General features: G+C 58.1%; 16 protein-coding genes. 4 read left to right on the top strand and 12 right to left on the bottom strand.

Annotation, left to right across the window (positions count from 1 at the left end; all coding sequences use genetic code 11):
* Nucleotides 1–12: 12 nt before the first annotated feature.
* The 6 genes from BM395_RS13930 to BM395_RS13905 all read right to left on the bottom strand — a co-directional run bounded on the left by BM395_RS13930 (nucleotide 13) and on the right by BM395_RS13905 (nucleotide 5,077).
* The gene (locus BM395_RS13930) at nucleotides 13–1,155 is read right to left on the bottom strand and encodes an HPP family protein (protein ID WP_069900397.1); all 1,143 of its coding nucleotides are present in this window, start codon (nucleotides 1,153–1,155) and stop codon (nucleotides 13–15) included.
* 119 nt (nucleotides 1,156–1,274) lie between these two features.
* A complete protein-coding gene (locus tag BM395_RS13925; protein WP_090512804.1) occupies nucleotides 1,275–1,502 on the bottom strand; it encodes a hypothetical protein in 228 nt (75 codons plus the stop codon).
* A gap of 10 nt (nucleotides 1,503–1,512) precedes the next feature.
* Nucleotides 1,513–2,964, bottom strand: a complete 1,452-nt coding sequence (gene ccoN, locus BM395_RS13920) for a cytochrome-c oxidase, cbb3-type subunit I (RefSeq protein WP_090512801.1) — start codon at nucleotides 2,962–2,964, stop codon at nucleotides 1,513–1,515.
* Between the two features lie 208 nt (nucleotides 2,965–3,172).
* The gene (locus BM395_RS13915; protein WP_090512798.1) at nucleotides 3,173–3,874 is read right to left on the bottom strand and encodes an anti-sigma factor; all 702 of its coding nucleotides are present in this window, start codon (nucleotides 3,872–3,874) and stop codon (nucleotides 3,173–3,175) included.
* Nucleotides 3,871–4,425, bottom strand: a complete 555-nt coding sequence (locus BM395_RS13910; RefSeq protein ID WP_244528986.1) for a sigma-70 family RNA polymerase sigma factor — start codon at nucleotides 4,423–4,425, stop codon at nucleotides 3,871–3,873. Before BM395_RS13910 ends, BM395_RS13915 begins: the two co-directional genes overlap by 4 nt.
* A 109-nt stretch (nucleotides 4,426–4,534) precedes the next feature.
* Nucleotides 4,535–5,077, bottom strand: a complete 543-nt coding sequence (locus BM395_RS13905; protein WP_069901024.1) for a DUF3455 domain-containing protein — start codon at nucleotides 5,075–5,077, stop codon at nucleotides 4,535–4,537.
* 252 nt (nucleotides 5,078–5,329) lie between these two features.
* On the opposite strand from BM395_RS13905, the gene BM395_RS13900 reads away from it, so the two are divergent.
* The 3 genes from BM395_RS13900 to BM395_RS13890 all read left to right on the top strand — a co-directional run bounded on the left by BM395_RS13900 (nucleotide 5,330) and on the right by BM395_RS13890 (nucleotide 7,019).
* The gene (locus BM395_RS13900) at nucleotides 5,330–5,512 is read left to right on the top strand and encodes a PLD nuclease N-terminal domain-containing protein (RefSeq protein WP_090512793.1); all 183 of its coding nucleotides are present in this window, start codon (nucleotides 5,330–5,332) and stop codon (nucleotides 5,510–5,512) included.
* Nucleotides 5,513–5,549: 37 nt separating this feature from the next.
* The gene (locus BM395_RS13895; RefSeq protein ID WP_090512790.1) at nucleotides 5,550–6,080 is read left to right on the top strand and encodes a histidine phosphatase family protein; all 531 of its coding nucleotides are present in this window, start codon (nucleotides 5,550–5,552) and stop codon (nucleotides 6,078–6,080) included.
* Nucleotides 6,081–6,350: 270 nt separating this feature from the next.
* Entirely contained in the window at nucleotides 6,351–7,019 is a 669-nt protein-coding gene (locus BM395_RS13890; protein WP_069901018.1) for a TIGR04211 family SH3 domain-containing protein, read from the top strand.
* Nucleotides 7,020–7,573: 554 nt separating this feature from the next.
* Here BM395_RS13890 and BM395_RS13885 read toward each other — a convergent pair.
* The 5 genes from BM395_RS13885 to BM395_RS13865 form a co-directional block, all read right to left on the bottom strand.
* A complete protein-coding gene (locus BM395_RS13885; protein WP_069901016.1) occupies nucleotides 7,574–8,725 on the bottom strand; it encodes an acyl-CoA dehydrogenase family protein in 1,152 nt (383 codons plus the stop codon).
* 54 nt (nucleotides 8,726–8,779) lie between these two features.
* Nucleotides 8,780–9,871 (bottom strand): enoyl-CoA hydratase/isomerase family protein, encoded by a 1,092-nt coding sequence (locus BM395_RS13880; protein ID WP_090512788.1) that lies wholly within the window; start codon nucleotides 9,869–9,871, stop codon nucleotides 8,780–8,782.
* 2 nt (nucleotides 9,872–9,873) lie between these two features.
* Nucleotides 9,874–10,767 carry a 3-hydroxyisobutyrate dehydrogenase gene (gene mmsB, locus BM395_RS13875; RefSeq protein ID WP_069901012.1) on the bottom strand — a complete coding sequence of 298 codons (894 nt, stop codon included), beginning with the start codon at nucleotides 10,765–10,767 and terminating at the stop codon, nucleotides 9,874–9,876.
* Nucleotides 10,768–10,840: 73 nt separating this feature from the next.
* Entirely contained in the window at nucleotides 10,841–11,614 is a 774-nt protein-coding gene (locus BM395_RS13870; protein ID WP_090512785.1) for an enoyl-CoA hydratase, read from the bottom strand.
* Between the two features lie 62 nt (nucleotides 11,615–11,676).
* Nucleotides 11,677–13,188: a CoA-acylating methylmalonate-semialdehyde dehydrogenase gene (locus BM395_RS13865; RefSeq protein WP_090512782.1), complete on the bottom strand. Its 1,512-nt coding sequence runs from the start codon at nucleotides 13,186–13,188 to the stop codon at nucleotides 11,677–11,679.
* A 180-nt stretch (nucleotides 13,189–13,368) separates the two neighbouring features.
* Here BM395_RS13865 and BM395_RS13860 point away from each other — a divergent pair, with 180 nt between their 5' ends.
* Entirely contained in the window at nucleotides 13,369–14,274 is a 906-nt protein-coding gene (locus BM395_RS13860; protein ID WP_090512780.1) for a LysR family transcriptional regulator, read from the top strand.
* On the opposite strand, the gene BM395_RS13855 is transcribed toward BM395_RS13860, so the two are convergent.
* Nucleotides 14,271–15,176 carry an allantoinase PuuE gene (locus tag BM395_RS13855; RefSeq protein WP_090512777.1) on the bottom strand — a complete coding sequence of 302 codons (906 nt, stop codon included), beginning with the start codon at nucleotides 15,174–15,176 and terminating at the stop codon, nucleotides 14,271–14,273. The genes BM395_RS13860 and BM395_RS13855 overlap by 4 nt on opposite strands.
* Nucleotides 15,177–15,207: the final 31 nt, after the last annotated feature.

The following is a 15,207-nucleotide window of genomic DNA, read 5'->3' as shown; positions in this document are numbered from 1 at the left end:
AAGCGTATTTGCTCAGCCCAGATGGCTGAGCAAATCGCGGTGCAGGGCAGCGATCAAGTCGGACTGAGTAATGACGCCGACCATCTTGCCATGCTCAATTACCGGCAGGCAGTGTAAGCCACGGTCCGAGAGCAGCGGAATCAGCTCAACGGCGTGGGCATCACTGTTTACGCAACTCACCGGGCTGCTCATGATGTCGCTGAGAACGACCTCATCACGTTTGCGCAAACCGATCCAGCGGCGCTTTTTCGCCATTCTCAGGCTGGGCGTGACCAAGTCGACCAAGCTGACGATGCCGACCAAGTGGTACTTCTCATCGAGAATCGGCAGGGCTTTCAAATGGTGCAACAGCAGCATCCGCAGGCCTTCTTGCGCACTCGTCTGCGGATTGGCCCAAATCACATCGCGCGACATGACCTGTGACGCGCGAATATCCCCCATGCTGCGGCGCAGCGCGTGTTTCTCGGTGCTGCGGATAATCGTTTCGAGGTCCTCGCGGGTCACGTCAACAAACTCGCCGAGTTCATCCAGCGCCTGATCCAAATCTTTGCTGGTAATACCCACGCGCGACTGCGGCGCAGGGTCACGCGTGTGGTGATCCCCGGATGCTGGCGCTGCGGCTGGCTGGCGCGGATAGCGCACACGCGTGAGGTTGTTGTAAATCAAGGCGCAACAAAGCAAGCACGCACCGCTGACAATCACCGGCAAAAATGCCTGCAAGCCCATTTCACTGAGTTTGGGGTTGGCGAATACCACGCAGAGTGTCAGTGCGCCGCCGGGTGGATGTAAGCAGCGGACGGTGCACATGAGTATCAGTGTGAGGGTCAATGCGGCGCTGGCGCTGAACAGGCTGTAGCCAAAAAAATGGGTAATGCCGAGCGCGACCAGAGTGGCGACCAGATAGCTGCCAATAATTGACCAGGGCTGCGCCAGTGCGCCGGATGAAACGGCAAACAACAGCACGGCTGAGGCCCCCAGAGGGCCGACCAGATGCTGGGCTGTTTCAAGGCCAAAGAGAACACTGCATAACCAACTGCTCAACAGCAGTGCGGCTCCGGCGCCGAGAGCGGCACGGATCCATTCGCTGGGACGGGTATGTATCGGGGCCGGTTTGAAGGCACGCAGCCAGGCCGTAAAATGTTGTGAACGAGTCATAAACCAAGGTGCTTTCGACAATAGAGTAAATATAAAAAAGGCTCACCATCATACTGGAGAGCCTAAGCCGTGCCTAAAGACACCGCAGGTACCATCCCTGGTTATGGAACTGTTGCGTGTTAAGCGTCAAAGACATCGCCGTGTTCGAACTCTGCTTCAGCGACGGGGTTGAACACATGATCACAATGCAAGCCGGTTTTCGCTTCTACGCGTTCGGCAGCATCGGGATCGTCAGCAAACGGTAGCAAGCCCGCTTGTATCAACTCCTCGTCATTGTTCAGGTAAAGACTGCGATACAAGCCCCAGACTGAAATTATGCTGGCGATACAGATAATCAACAGGTGCATGGTTGTCTCCTCAGGCCACTGCCGGTTCGTGAGCGGCGTCGATGCGCAGGTTTTCCACGGCGTGCCCTGCACGGATGGTCATCCAGGCGTTAAAAGCCATCAGCAGCATGCCGCTGGCGAAAATTCCGCCGCCAATCAGGCGCACCAGGTATCCGGGGTGACTGGCTTGCAAGCCTTCAACGAATGAATAAGTCAGCGTGCCATCGGCGTTTACTGCACGCCACATCAAACCTTGAGTGATGCCATTGACCCACATGGCCGCCAAGTACAGCACGGTGCCAATGGTTCCCATCCAAAAGTGCACGTTGATCAGCCGGATGCTGTACATCTGGCTGCGCCCATACAGCTTGGGCAGCATGTGATACAGCGCGCCAATGGAGATCATCGCGACCCAACCCAGCGCCCCTGCATGCACGTGGCCAATGGTCCAGTCTGTGTAATGCGAGAGTGAGTTGACGGTTTTGATCGCCATCATCGGCCCTTCAAACGTCGACATGCCGTAGAACGCCAAGGCCACCACCAAAAAGCGCAAAATCGGGTCTTCGCGCAATTTATGCCACGCTCCTGAGAGCGTCATCATGCCGTTGATCATGCCGCCCCAGCTGGGCGCCAACAACACCAGCGACATGGCCATGCCGATAGACTGCGCCCAGTCAGGCAGTGCGGTGTAATGCAGGTGGTGCGGACCAGCCCAAATGTACAGGGTGATAATCGCCCAAAAATGCACAATCGACAGGCGATAAGAATAAATGGGGCGCTCGGCTTGCTTGGGCACGAAGTAATACATGATGCCGAGAAAGCCCACGGTCAGAATAAAGCCGACCACGCTGTGGCCATACCACCACTGAATCATGGCATCGGTGGCGCCGGAGTAAACCGAGTAGGACTTGAACAGGCTTACCGGAACAGACAAGTGATTGACCACATGCACCATGCCCGTGACGATGATGAAGGCGCCAAAGAACCAGTTGCCGACGTATATGTGCTTAACCTTTCTGCGCGCAATCGTGCCAAAGAATAAGTAGCCATAAGCCACCCAGACCACTGCAACTAAAATCGCAATCGGCCATTCCATCTCGGCGTATTCCTTGGACGTGGTAATGCCCAGCGGATAGCTGATGACCATTGCCAGAATGCAGGCCTGCCAGCCCCAGAATACAAAGCGGGCCAGGCCATCGGAAATAAGCCTGATCCTGCTGGTGCGCTGCACCACATACAGCGAGGTGGCAAACAGCGCGCTGCCGCCAAAGGCAAAAATCACCACGTTGGTGTGAATCGGCCGCAGGCGTCCGAAAGTCGTCCACTCAAGGCCGAAGCTCAGCTCCGGCCAGACCAACTGGGCGGCGATAAACACGCCCATGAACATGCCGATAATCCCCCAGAACAAGGTGGCCAGAGTAAAACGTCTGACAACCTCGTAGTTATAGGATTGGTCAATTTGGGTACTGCTTTGAATAGGCATTTTAATCCGTCGCACGCAGAGGTTCTAAGGGCCTTGCCTTCGGCTTTTGGTGAGGTAGTTGGTATTGCCGAAGGCCTGATACGGTCGTTTCAGGCCATGCACAAGGGCTAGACGGATAGTGTGCGGGTTACGGATAGAATCATCCAATGAATGATATTGGCTTATAAGTGCATTTTTATTGATGTTAAATGGTGGACTCCAGAGAGAGCTAAATCACCTTAACGGCACGGCCAATAAACTGAATAGGGCCAGTCGGTTTGCCCGTTGGTGAACCGGTCGGGCTCTCCAGCGTTAGCTCGAACAATTGGTTGGGCGCCAAGGGCGGTAGTTTGTCCAGCGAGATCGACAAGCTTTGTCCCGGCTTAACCAGACCCAGCGAAACCGGCGCTTGCCAGTCATCCCCTTTGGTCCAGAACTGCAGGGCTTTGTCTTGCGGGATTTCTGCCACCCCTAACGGAATCAGCTGGATTTCCTCGCGGTTACTGGCTTGAACCACCCAGCCCGGCGCTTTGTCCTGCGGGGCAACCAGTACCACCAGATAACTCGGTTCACTCACCGCCGCGCCGCGCAGCATCAGCACGCTGGCCAGAACCACGCTGGCAGCGATACCAGCACCGGCAAGGCCACGCCAGAGTGGCAGCATGTTCCACCACGACTGAGTAGTTGGCTGGGCAGGGGTTTGCCTGCGGGCACTGTTAACGCTGCGTTCGATCCGCCGCCACAACAGCGGCGAAGGTTGTTGGCTTTCAGCTTGCGCTGTGAGGTCGAGCAAACGCTGCTCCCACGCATCCACGGCCGCGCGCAACTCAGGCTCGCTGGCCAGGCGCTGGCGTACCTCGTCGCGTTGTTCGGCGCTGAGCGTGCCGAGCACGTATTCACTGGCCAGTTCGTCGATTGCTTGCGGGCTCATCCCATGCACTCCCGCAGGGCCGACAGGCTGCGCTTGATCCAGGCTTTGACGGTGCCTAACGGGGCGCCCAGTTTCGCGGCGATTTGCGCATGCGAATAGCCGTCAACGTAGGCATGCAGAATGCAGTTGCGGCGCGCCGGTTCGAGCAACTCGAGGCAGTTGTAGATTCGTCCGCTGTGTTCACGGTATTCAAAGGAGTCGGCGATAACGGTTGCCGAGTCGTCGGGCAGGGCGTTTTCGTCAAACTCGCTGGCTGAAGCATTGCGGGCGTTATCGCGCATAAAATTAAGCGCCAGATGGCGGGTCACGCTGAATATCCAGCCACGGGCGGAGCCTCTCGATGCGTCATAGCTGGCCGCACGCGCCCAGATTTTGATGAACGCATCATGCACGATGTCTTCAGCCAGAGCAGTGTCGCGCACGATGCGCAGAGCCACGCCGAGTAGGCGGGCACTTTCCTGATCGTATAGGTTGTGCAGCGCTTGCTGCTCGCCTCGGGCGCAATCAGCTAAACACGCTTCGTAGTCGAAGGAAGGCTCAGGTACGGACAATAGTTTCGGGCGCCGGCAGTCTTTGGATACCCCAGCCTGTTCGGCCGGGGAGGTGTCTGAGCAGATTAGTCGAGTTTGCACCGTGCGTAACCTGCTCATGTCTACCAGCTTAGCTGGCGGTCCAGAAAATGTAGTCGGCCTGATACTTGACGATTTCCTGGCTGCCCTTGTTGGCGGTGGTGCACGGCTTGCTCGGCGCTACGCCGCCCTTGATAGCAACGCGCTGGATATAGCTGACGCCACTCATTGCGCCCTTGCCCTCGGCAGGGTTGGCTTTGACCAGCTGGTAGGGAATATTGCCATCGCCCGCAGGCGCGACAGCCATTTGTGTGCCGGTGATTTTCGAGCCGTCTTTGGCTTGCCATGTGGCTGGTGGGCCGAAATAGTCGCCAACCTGTTTGCCGCTGCGATCATTCAACGCCGCTTTTGGCCCGACAAACACCCATTCGGTTTCGCCTGCGGCACTGGCCTTGTCGCGGCACTCATAGGTGATTTCGCCGACGCCTACTGTTTCCAGCGCAATTTTATTGCCGGCTGGGACCTTAATGGTGTCTGGCAGGTCCATTTGTGCATAGGCGGTCGAAGTACCAACCAACAGGCTGCTGGCGATGAGGGTGATACTGGCAAGGCCGAGATTCTTTTTAACGTTCATGCGAGTCACTCCAGAGTGGCAAAAGGAGCAGCAAATTAGTGGCTGCTACTGGTACTACCCGCCAGAGCGGCAATTGGATGCAGGCAAAAGAAAATATTTTTTGCAGCGCTCCAGATTGATGCCACATCCGCCACCAAAGTTGCCCGGAAGGTGCGAACAGGCCGCTTTTGAAGAGTTGTCAGTCAACTGCGACGTGTGTTTGGTCGTAGCCGTCTATTCTCTAAATTCAAACCAAGAGCCAGGAGTATTCAAATGGGATCGGAAATCATCGGGCTGATAATCCTCGCGCTGGATATCTGGGCGATTATCAACATCGTTAAAAGCAACACGGACACTGGCAAGAAAATCTTGTGGGCGTTACTCGTTCTGTTCCTTCCGGTAGTCGGTTTGATTATCTGGGCGCTGATGGGGCCTCGGGGGAGTGTTAAGGTCTAGCGTCTGGGGGCGATTCGCGGCGCTTGTTTTGTGCTGCGTGTGCGCTCCCGCAAGTTCTGCTCAAACCACTGTAGAAGCGGCTTGGCAACAACTGCGCAGCGGGTCTGCGCTGCTGTTGCTGCGCCACACAGATGCGCCGGGGCTTGGCGATCCGGCCAACTTCACCCCTGGCGATTGCTCCACTCAGCGTAATCTGAGCCCTCTCGGCCGTGAGCAAGCCGCGCGCTGGGGCAGGTTGTTGCAGCAGCAGGGCATCACGCCGCTGCGCATTCTTTCCAGCAGTTGGTGCCGCGCGGTTGATACCGGTAAAGGCATGCAGGCGGGCAAGGTCGAGACGCTGCAAGCGCTCGATTCGTTTTTTACCGAGCGAGACAACGCAAACCGCCAAACCCAGGCGCTTATTGCCCAGATCAACGCTCTTGAGCGCAGTCAGCGGCTGGTGCTGATTTCCCATCAGGTCAACATCACAGCCCTTAGCGGCATCTATCCGGCGTCTGGCGAGGGGCTGATTCTGGCTTTGCCACTCACCCAGCCACCCAAGGTGTTGGCGCGCATCGCGGCGCCCTGAGTCGAGCGCTTTGAAGTACGTTCAGCGCAACCCTGCAAATTCGCTGTTTTGCGCCACCCATCACATGCACTGAATCCGCAGTGAACTCAATCCAATTTACGGTTGTCAGTCTGTAGTCGGCCTCGCGGAAGGGGGATGGCCAGTCGCCATTGGGTGGCTGCGCGATCGCCGTTCTTCACAACGCTCAATGCCTAAAACAAATGGCCGGGCCGATTGTTATCACGCTCGTTTTTCGGGCTTCATTTTTAAGCTACGTGAAGATATTTACCCATGTCCCTATCTCGTCATTTCTCCGCTTGCGTCTCCTCCTTCCAGAAACCTGTACTCGGCGCCTGCTTGCTAGGCGGCTTGCTGATGGGCGGTACCCAGGCACAAGCCGAGGAGAGCAATGACAATGCGCGCTGGGTCAGTGACAGCCTCAGTACCTACGTTCGCAGTGGCCCCACGGATGGCTACAGGATTGTCGGAACACTCACCTCGGGTGAGCGCGTCGAACTGCTCAACACCAAAGGTGATTACAGCCAGGTCCGCGGCCAGAGTGGCAGCACCGTGTGGATTCCGAGCCGCGACCTGCAAGACGTACCGGGCCAGGCCGAGCGCCTGCCGATGTTGGAGCAGAAGGTCACCGAGTTGAGCACAGAGCTGGACGGGATTAACGAGACCTGGAAAACCCGCGTCAAAGGCATGCAAGAGACGATGGATGCGCGCAAAAAGCTGATTGATGAGCTGCAAGCCGCGCGATCATCGCTGGACAGCGAATTGACCCAGGCACAGTCGCAAGTGCGTGAGTTGCAGGCGCAACTCGGCGGCGAAAACAAACAAGTGCTCATGCAGTACATGATCTACGGCGGCAGCATCGCCGGCGGTGGATTGTTGGCCGGTTTGATCTTGCCGACCATGTTGCGCGTACGCCGCAAGCGTAATGATCAGTGGGTTTGATGCCTCAGCGGTGACGTTTTAACCGGTGGTTGGAATCCGCAACGCGGCTTCCGACATGGCGGTCTGACGGTTTGATCCGTGATTGTTGGAGGTGGCGTGAATGGCCTGACGGATCGCGGCGCTTTGCTTCGCCATCCATCCTCCGAATACACGTGGGTTTTGTGGGTGGGTTTTGGCTTTGTGTTTGTGGAGGTTGGAATCCGCAACGCGGCTTCCGACATGGCGGTCTGACGGTTTGATCCGTGATTGGTGGGGTGGCGTAAATGGCCTGACGGATCGCGGCGCTGTGCTTCGCCATCCATCCTCCGGATATATGTGGGGTTTGTGGATTGGGTGGTCTTGCGGCGTTTCGGTTTGGCTGCGGAGGTTGGAATCCGCAAAGCGGCTTCCGACATGATGGTCTGACGGTTTGATCCGTGATTGGTGGGGTGGCGTAAATGGCCTGACGGATCGCGGCGCTTTGCTTCGCCATCCATCCTCCGGATATATGTGGGTTTTGTGGGTTGTGTGGATCGCGGCGATTGGGCCGCAATCCTTTCTTCAACTCTGCGGTTTTAAATGCCGTAATTCGCCAATTCTCTTGCGATCAACAGGCGCTGCACTTCGCTGGTGCCTTCGTATATCTGGGTGATGCGGGCGTCGCGGTAATATTTCTCTACCGGATAATCTTCCAGATAACCGTAGCCACCATGTATCTGCACGGCGCTGGAGCAAACCTTTTCGGCCATCTCCGAGGCAAACAACTTGGCTTGCGATGCTTCGGACAAACACGGCAAGCCTGCGGTCTTGAGACGCGCTGCATGCAGGATAAGAAGCCGTGCGGCGTTGAGCTGCAGGTGCATGTCGGCGAGCATGTTGCTGATGCTTTGATGCTCGCTAATCGGTTTGCCGAATTGGGTGCGTTCACGCGCATAGAGCAGGGCGGCTTCGAATGCGGCGCGGGCAATACCCAGTGCCTGGGCCGCGATACCGATGCGTCCACCTTCCAGATTCGACAAGGCAATGGCCAGGCCTTTGCCGCGTTCGCCGAGCATGTTGGCGGCCGGTATACGGCAATCAGTCAGCGTCACCGCGCAGGTGTCTGAGGCCTTGATGCCCATTTTGTGTTCTGTACGCTCAACGCAGAATCCGGGCGTGTCCGTCGGCACCAGAAATGCCGACAAGCCTTTCTTGCCCAGCTCTGCATCCGTTACCGCAAACACGATTGCCAGTTGCGCCCGCTTGCCGTTGCTGACGAATTGCTTGGCGCCGTTAAGAACCCATTCTTCGCCTTGCAGTTCGGCGCGGGTGCGCAGGTTGTGCGCCTCGGAACCGGCCTGGGGTTCGGTCAGGCAGAAGCAGCCTATGGCTTTACCGCTGGCCAGATCAGGCAGCCAGGTTTGTTGCTGCTCGGTGCTGCCGTATTTAAGCAGCGGCCCGCAGCCCACCGAGTTGTGGATGCTCATCAGCGCGCCCACAGCGCCATCGCCCGCTGAGATTTCTTCAACCGCCAGCGCGTAGGCAACGAAGTCGATGTAACTGCCGCCCCATTCTTCGGGCACCACCATGCCGAGCAAGCCAAGCTCGCCCATTTGCGTGACCAGTGCGTCGTCGATCCAGCCGGCTTTTTCCCAGGCTTGCGCATGGGGCGCGATTTCGCGGCGGGCAAAGTCACGGGCCATGTCGCGGATCATCCGCTGATCTTCTGTGAGTTCGAGGTCGTGCATCACATTTCTCTCTTGTTCTACTGTGCTGCGAATAAACCTGAAGCGCTGCGCGGGCTATGCCTTGGCAGTGCGTGCGGCGTTCTTGTGGGTTGCCTGGGGGCTGAAAAAGCCATCGACCCAGTTCGGATCAATTTCATCGAGTGTGGCGGGGTTCCAGCGAGGCTGTCTGTCCTTGTCGATAATCAACGCGCGAACGCCTTCCATGATGTCGCCCTTGTCGAACCATTGATCACCCAAATGCAGTTCCATGGCAAAGCACTCGGCAATTTTCAGCTGACGACCACGACGCAGCATTTCCAGGGTCACGCTCATGGCCATTGGCGAGCGCTGTTCGAAAATCTCAAGCGTGGCCTGAGCCCAGGCCTTGTAGGATTCGCGTGATTCATTGCGCAGTGCAGTGCGCATAGACGGCAGATCGGGCAAGGCAAAGACCTGATCAATAACCGCCTGCAGACCCTGCAACTCCGGCGCTGGCAACTTATTTACCGCGAGTGTGGCGATCAGGCTGCGCAGGGCTTCGCGGGGATGATTGGTCCACTGCATGTTGTCGAGGCAGCGATCGAACTCCTCCAGCATGCTGGCGGGCAGGCAATAGTCGGCGAGCCGGGCATATAGCGCATCCTGAGCGCGGACTTGCAGGCCGGTAACGCCCAGATAAGTGCCCAGCTCACCCGGCAGACGCGACAGGAAATAGCTGCCGCCGACATCCGGGAAATAGCCGATTGCGGTTTCCGGCATGCCCATTTTTGTGCGCTCGGTGATCACCCGCAACGTGGCGCCCTGAACCAGGCCCATGCCGCCACCGAGTACCAATCCGTCCATCAGGGCGACAACGGGTTTTGGATACGCGTGAATCTCCTGATCGAGCACATACTCTTCTGCGAAGAATACTTCGTGCTCGGTTTCACCGGCCTTGACGCTGTTGTAGATGGCCCGAACATCGCCCCCGGCGCAGAAGGCTTTTTCACCGTTTGCGCGGATCACTACGGCGAGCACATTTGGATCGTTTTTCCAGGCCTCGAAGCGTTCGGCCAACAGGCGCACCATCGGCAGCGTCAGTACGTTCAGGCCGTCCGGACGATTGAGCGTCAGATGGCCGATGCGGTTGCGCACCTCAGCCAGAACCGGCGCTTGAGCATCACTCATATTCAACCCTCTTGCTTGCTGTACAGCTTGATGATGGCGGAGAAGTCCAGGCCGCCATTACCTTGCTGGCTGAAGGTTTGATAAATCTGCTGGGCTGCTGCGCCAAGCATCACCGGTTGGCGGGCTTGCTTCGCCGCCTCGGTGGCAAGGCCCAGATCCTTGAGCATCAAGTCTGTGCCGAAACCGCCGGTATAACCGCGTGAAGCCGGCGCCGTTTCGATGACGCCGGGGAATGGGTTGTAAGTGTCGGTGCTCCAGCAACGGCCACTGGAGGTGTTGATAATCCCGGCGAGGACTTTCGCGTCCATGCCCAGTGACACGCCCAGATTCATCGCTTCGGCGGCGCCGATCATCGAAATCCCTAGCAGCATGTTGTTGGCGACCTTGGCCACTTGGCCGTTACCGGCGCCGCCGCAATAAACGATGTTCTTGCCCATGGCCGCGAGAATCGGTTGCGCACGGTCAAAGTCGGCCTGCTCGCCGCCGACCATAAAGGTCAGGGTGCCCGCTGCTGCGCCGCCTGTGCCGCCGGATACCGGCGCATCGAGCATTGGATTGCCGTGCTTTACCGCAGCGCCCGCCACTTCACGGGCGCTGATCGGATCGATGGTTGAGGAGTCGATCAGCAACACGCCGGCTTTGACATTGGCCAGCAGGCCGTCTTCGCCAAGGTATACAGCCTTAACGTGTTGCGAGGCCGGGAGCATGGTGATGATCACTTCGCAGTCGCCCTTGGCCATCTCGGCAGGCGAGCCGACAGCGCTCGCGCCTGCTTCGACAAGGTGCTCGACCGAGGCTGCAACGAGGTCGAATACACTCAGTTGGTGGCCCGCTTTCAGCAGGTTGAGGGCCATTGGCCCGCCCATGTTTCCCAGACCCAGAAAGCCGATTTTCATGATCGTTACCTCTTGATATTGTTGTTATCGGAACGCTGCCAGCAGCGTTTTAGCGTTTTAGCGTTTTAGCTGTTTAGCGGTGTTTGAATTCGGGCGCTCGCTTGGCGACAAAGGCGTTCATGCCTTCTTTCTGATCGGCGCTGGCGAAGATGCCCTGAAACACCCGGCGCTCAAAACGCACGCCTTCACTGAGGCTGGTCTCGAAAACGCGGTTGATGCATTCCTTGGTCAGCAGCACGCTTGGCAGCGATTTTTCGGCAATGCCCTGCGCCAGCTTCAAGGTTTCTTCGAGCAGCGTATCGGCTGGGAAAATCCGCGCGACCAGACCGGCACGCTCGGCTTCTTCGGCGTTCATCATGCGCCCGGTCAGGCACATGTCCATGGCTTTGGCTTTGCCCACGGCGCGGGTTAAGCGCTGGCTGCCACCAATGCCCGGCAGCACGCCGAGATTGATTTCCGGCTGACCGAAACGGGCGTTGTCGGCGGCGTAAATCAGGTCGCACATCAGCGCCAGCTCACAGCCACCGCCCAAAGCGTAACCGCCAACTGCCGCGATCAGCGGTTTACGCCGCGCCGCGATGCGGTCGGCCGGGCCAAACAGATCGTCCAGATAGGTCTGCGGGTAGCTGAGTTCAGCCATTTCCTTGATGTCGGCGCCAGCAGCGAAGGCTTTGGCCGAACCAGTAATGACCATGCAGCCAATATTCGGGTCTTGCTCAAGCTGATCGAGTGCCAGATTGACTTCGCGTACCAGCTCACTGTTCAAGGCGTTGAGCGCTTGTGGCCGGTTAAGAGTGATCAGGCCAACTCGGCCTTGGATGTCCAGCAGGATGGTTTCGAATTGCACGCGATTACTCCTGTTCAGCAGATGGCAAAAGGGCGGCTGTATTTACACAGCCGCCCAGCAGATTACTTGAGGGTGATGGTGGTGTTCACCGTCGAGCCTGTTTCATCCTCCTCAAACCAGCGCTGAGTAACGGTTTTGGTTTGTGTGTAGAACTGCACCACTTGTTTGCCGTAAGGCCCCAGATCGCCGAGTTTGGAGGCGCGTGAACCGGAGAACGAGAACAGCGGTACAGGCACCGGAATTGGTACGTTGATGCCGACCTGACCGACATCAATGTCTTCCTGAAAGCGTCGTGCAGATGCGCCCGAACGAGTGAAGATGGCGGTGCCGTTGCCATTCGGGTTGGCGTTAATGATGTCGATGGCTTCATCCATGGTTGCCGCGTTGATGATGCACAGCACCGGGCCGAAAATTTCTTCGCGGTAAATGCTCATCTCGGGGCTGACATTGGTGAAGATGGTCGGGCCGACAAAGTTGCCGTTGGCATAACCGGCGACCTGCGGATTGCGACCGTCAAGCGCCAGCGTTGCGCCTTCTTGCTCGCCGGTGGCGATCAAGCTGCTGATACGGTCCAGCGCCGCGCACGACACCACAGGGCCAACATCTGTGCCGGCTTCGGCGCCCGCATTGACCTTCAGCGTCTTGGTTTTTTCGATCAGTTCCGGCACCCATTTTTGCGCCTCACCGACCAGAATCACCACGCTCAAGGCCATGCAACGCTGGCCTGCGGCGCCGAATGCTGCACCGAGCAGGTTATTCAGGGTTTGTTCTTTATTCGCGTCCGGCATGATGATCGCGTGGTTCTTCGCGCCCATCATGCACTGCGCGCGCTTGCCGTTTTGCGTGGCGCGGTTGTACACATGGGTGCCGACTTTGGTTGAGCCGACGAACGACACCGCTTTGATATCGGGGTGATCGCAAATCATGTTCACCACGTCCGCGCCGCCGTGCACCACATTGAGCACACCGGCCGGCACGCCCGCTTCCATAGCCAGTTCGGCCAGGCGCATGGTCACCATCGGGTCTTGCTCGGAAGGCTTGAGCACGAAGGTATTTCCGGTGGCGATGGCCATCGGGAACATCCACAGCGGAATCATGGCCGGGAAGTTGAACGGCGTGATGCCGGCGCACACGCCAAGCGGCTGGTTCAGGGTGTAGGTGTCGACGCCGTTGGCGACGTTATTCGCCAATTCGCCGAGTTGCAGGTTACCGATGGCCGAGGCGTGCTCGACCACTTCGAGGCCACGGAAGACATCGCCCTCGGCATCCGGCAGGGTCTTGCCCTGTTCGGCGGTAAGAATGGCCGCCAGTTCCTGCATGTTTTCGCGGATCAGTTGCTGGTACTTGAGGAAGATTCGCGCCCGCGCGCCAATCGGGGTCTTGCGCCAGGTCTTGAAGGCTTCCTTGGCGCTGGCAACTGCCGCATTCATCTCGTCTGGTGTGGCAAACGGTACGCGAGCCAGGACTTCCTGAGTGGCAGGGTTGACGATGTCGCGCCACTGGCTGGTCTTGGACTCGACCAGTTTGCCGCCGATAAGCAGCTTGACGGTAGGCACTTGAGTAGTCGTATTCATTGTTGTTATGACTCCTGTAGAAAACAGCGCAGAGGTAATTGTTCTCAAAGCAGGTGCTACCTCAACAGCCAGCTGTGCAGTGAGAGGTCTTGAGTTGATCCTAGCAGCGCGTTTTTACCCGTATCAATTGGCATATCTGCACTGCTATTCTGCGTTTTTGCACAGTTAGGCGTAGTCAGCATGGATTGGGACAACCTGCGTTACTTCCTTGAGCTCTCCAGAACGCGCAAGTTAACGGCGGCAGCGCGGCGTTTGGAGGTTGATCACACCACCGTTTCGCGGCGTATCCAGGCGCTGGAGAAAAGCCTCGGTGCCCAGCTTTTTATCCGCGAAACCAGTGGTTACAGCCTCACAGAAGCAGGGCGCAGCCTGTTGCCACAAGCGGAGGCGATGGAAAGCGCGTGTTCGGCGATTGAACGCGAGCGCGAAGAGCAAACCGAAATGCTCTCCGGCCATGTGCGCATTGGCGTCACCGAGGGTTATGGCTCGGTCATGCTGGCGCCGCAGCTCGCCGAATTTACCCAGCGTTATCCACACTTGGGGATTGATCTGCTTGCGGTGCCGAGAACCATGCACTTGTCGCGGCGCGAAGCCGATATCGTGATTACTCTGGATCGCCCTGAGCGCGGGCCATTCATCATCACCCGGCTGACCGATTACGTGCTGCGCCTGTACGCCTCGCCGACTTATTTGCAGGCGCATGCGCCGATTACCAGCCGCGAAACCCTGCGCAGTCATCGGTTTGTCAGCTATATCGACGACCTGCTCTACAGCAAAGAATTGTTCTACCTGGATGAAATCGGCAAGCCGTTGCAGGTGTCGCTGCGCAGCACCAGTATTCTGGCGCAGCAACAAGCGGCTGCGGCGGGGGCGGGGATTGCGATTTTGCCGGCGTTTGCAGCCGAGGCCGATCCGCGACTGCAGCCGATTCTCAGCGATAGCATCGAATTCACGCGGACCTTCTGGATGCTCATGCCGATTGAGCTGAAGGATATTGCGCGGATGAAAGCCACCTGGACCTATCTGCGCGAGATGGCCGACTCCCAGCAGGATCTCCTGCTGGGGCGGGCATCCGAGCGCGTTTAGCGGGGTTCGCTGCGCTCAAGCCAGGCGCGGGCAATTTCCTCACGCGTGGCAAACCAGACGCCGCTGTTCTGCTGGGCGTATTCGATGAATTGCTTGATCGCGCGTACCCGACCAGGGCGGCCGACCATGCGCGGGTGCAAGCCGATCGACATCATGCGCGGGCCATCGGCGGACTCTTCATAGAGCACGTCGAAGCTTTCCTTCATGTACTCCAGAAAGTCCGAGGCTTGCGACAAACCCGGTGAGTTCCAGTAGCGGAAGTCGTTAACGTCGGCGGTGTAGGGCACCACCAGATGTTGCTTGCCTTCGACGTCGACAAAGTACGGCACGTCATCGTTGTAGGCGTCTGAGTCGTAGAGGAAACCGCCTTCCTCGGCGACCAGTTTGCGCGTGTGAACGCTGGCGCCGTAGCGGCAATACCAGCCCACCGGACGCTTGCCGCATGTGCGCTCGAACGATTCAATCGCCAGACGCATGTGCTCGCGCTCTTGTTCTTCGGTTAAGCGGAACACTTCTTCCCAGCGATAACCGTGGCTGCAAATCTCGTGGTCGCCGTCTACTGCGGCGCGGGCGACGTCTGGGTTTTGCTCGAACGCTACAGCGCAGGCGTGGAAGGTGGCGCGCACTGACTGCTCATCGAGAATGTCGAGAATCCGCCAGATGCCCACCCGCGAGCCGTATTCGTACATCGACTCCATGGCCAGATTGCGCGTGCCATCGGGGATCGAATAGCTGCCCCATTCGGTCATCGATTCCTGATCCGGATCGCCCATCGCAAGCGAGCGCTCGGAGCCTTCTTCGTAATTAATGACCAGGCTGATGGCCAGTCGGGCGCCATTGGGCCAGGTGCCTTTTGGGCGTTGTCTGCCGTAACCAATCAAATCGCGTGCAGGTGAAACCATCGGGGCAGTCTCCGGAGCCAGTGGCTCAATC

The sequence above is a fragment of the Pseudomonas marincola genome (assembly GCF_900116605.1).
Lineage (GTDB): Bacteria > Pseudomonadota > Gammaproteobacteria > Pseudomonadales > Pseudomonadaceae > Aquipseudomonas > Aquipseudomonas marincola.
The sequence above is the reverse complement of the archived record's forward strand: the minus strand, read 5'-3'. Positions and strand labels throughout refer to the sequence as shown.

What these genes read in the sequence shown, in the direction of transcription:
- BM395_RS13930 (WP_069900397.1), bottom strand. Translation starts at nt 1,155, where the DNA reads ATGACTCGTTCACAACATTTTACGGCCTGGCTGCGTGCCTTCAAACCG.
- BM395_RS13925 (WP_090512804.1), bottom strand. Translation starts at nt 1,502, where the DNA reads ATGCACCTGTTGATTATCTGTATCGCCAGCATAATTTCAGTCTGGGGC.
- ccoN (WP_090512801.1), bottom strand. Translation starts at nt 2,964, where the DNA reads ATGCCTATTCAAAGCAGTACCCAAATTGACCAATCCTATAACTACGAG.
- BM395_RS13915 (WP_090512798.1), bottom strand. Translation starts at nt 3,874, where the DNA reads ATGAGCCCGCAAGCAATCGACGAACTGGCCAGTGAATACGTGCTCGGC.
- BM395_RS13905 (WP_069901024.1), bottom strand. Translation starts at nt 5,077, where the DNA reads ATGAACGTTAAAAAGAATCTCGGCCTTGCCAGTATCACCCTCATCGCC.
- BM395_RS13900 (WP_090512793.1), top strand. Translation starts at nt 5,330, where the DNA reads ATGGGATCGGAAATCATCGGGCTGATAATCCTCGCGCTGGATATCTGG.
- BM395_RS13890 (WP_069901018.1), top strand. Translation starts at nt 6,351, where the DNA reads ATGTCCCTATCTCGTCATTTCTCCGCTTGCGTCTCCTCCTTCCAGAAA.
- BM395_RS13885 (WP_069901016.1), bottom strand. Translation starts at nt 8,725, where the DNA reads ATGCACGACCTCGAACTCACAGAAGATCAGCGGATGATCCGCGACATG.
- BM395_RS13880 (WP_090512788.1), bottom strand. Translation starts at nt 9,871, where the DNA reads ATGAGTGATGCTCAAGCGCCGGTTCTGGCTGAGGTGCGCAACCGCATC.
- mmsB (WP_069901012.1), bottom strand. Translation starts at nt 10,767, where the DNA reads ATGAAAATCGGCTTTCTGGGTCTGGGAAACATGGGCGGGCCAATGGCC.
- BM395_RS13865 (WP_090512782.1), bottom strand. Translation starts at nt 13,188, where the DNA reads ATGAATACGACTACTCAAGTGCCTACCGTCAAGCTGCTTATCGGCGGC.
- BM395_RS13860 (WP_090512780.1), top strand. Translation starts at nt 13,369, where the DNA reads ATGGATTGGGACAACCTGCGTTACTTCCTTGAGCTCTCCAGAACGCGC.
- BM395_RS13855 (WP_090512777.1), bottom strand. Translation starts at nt 15,176, where the DNA reads ATGGTTTCACCTGCACGCGATTTGATTGGTTACGGCAGACAACGCCCA.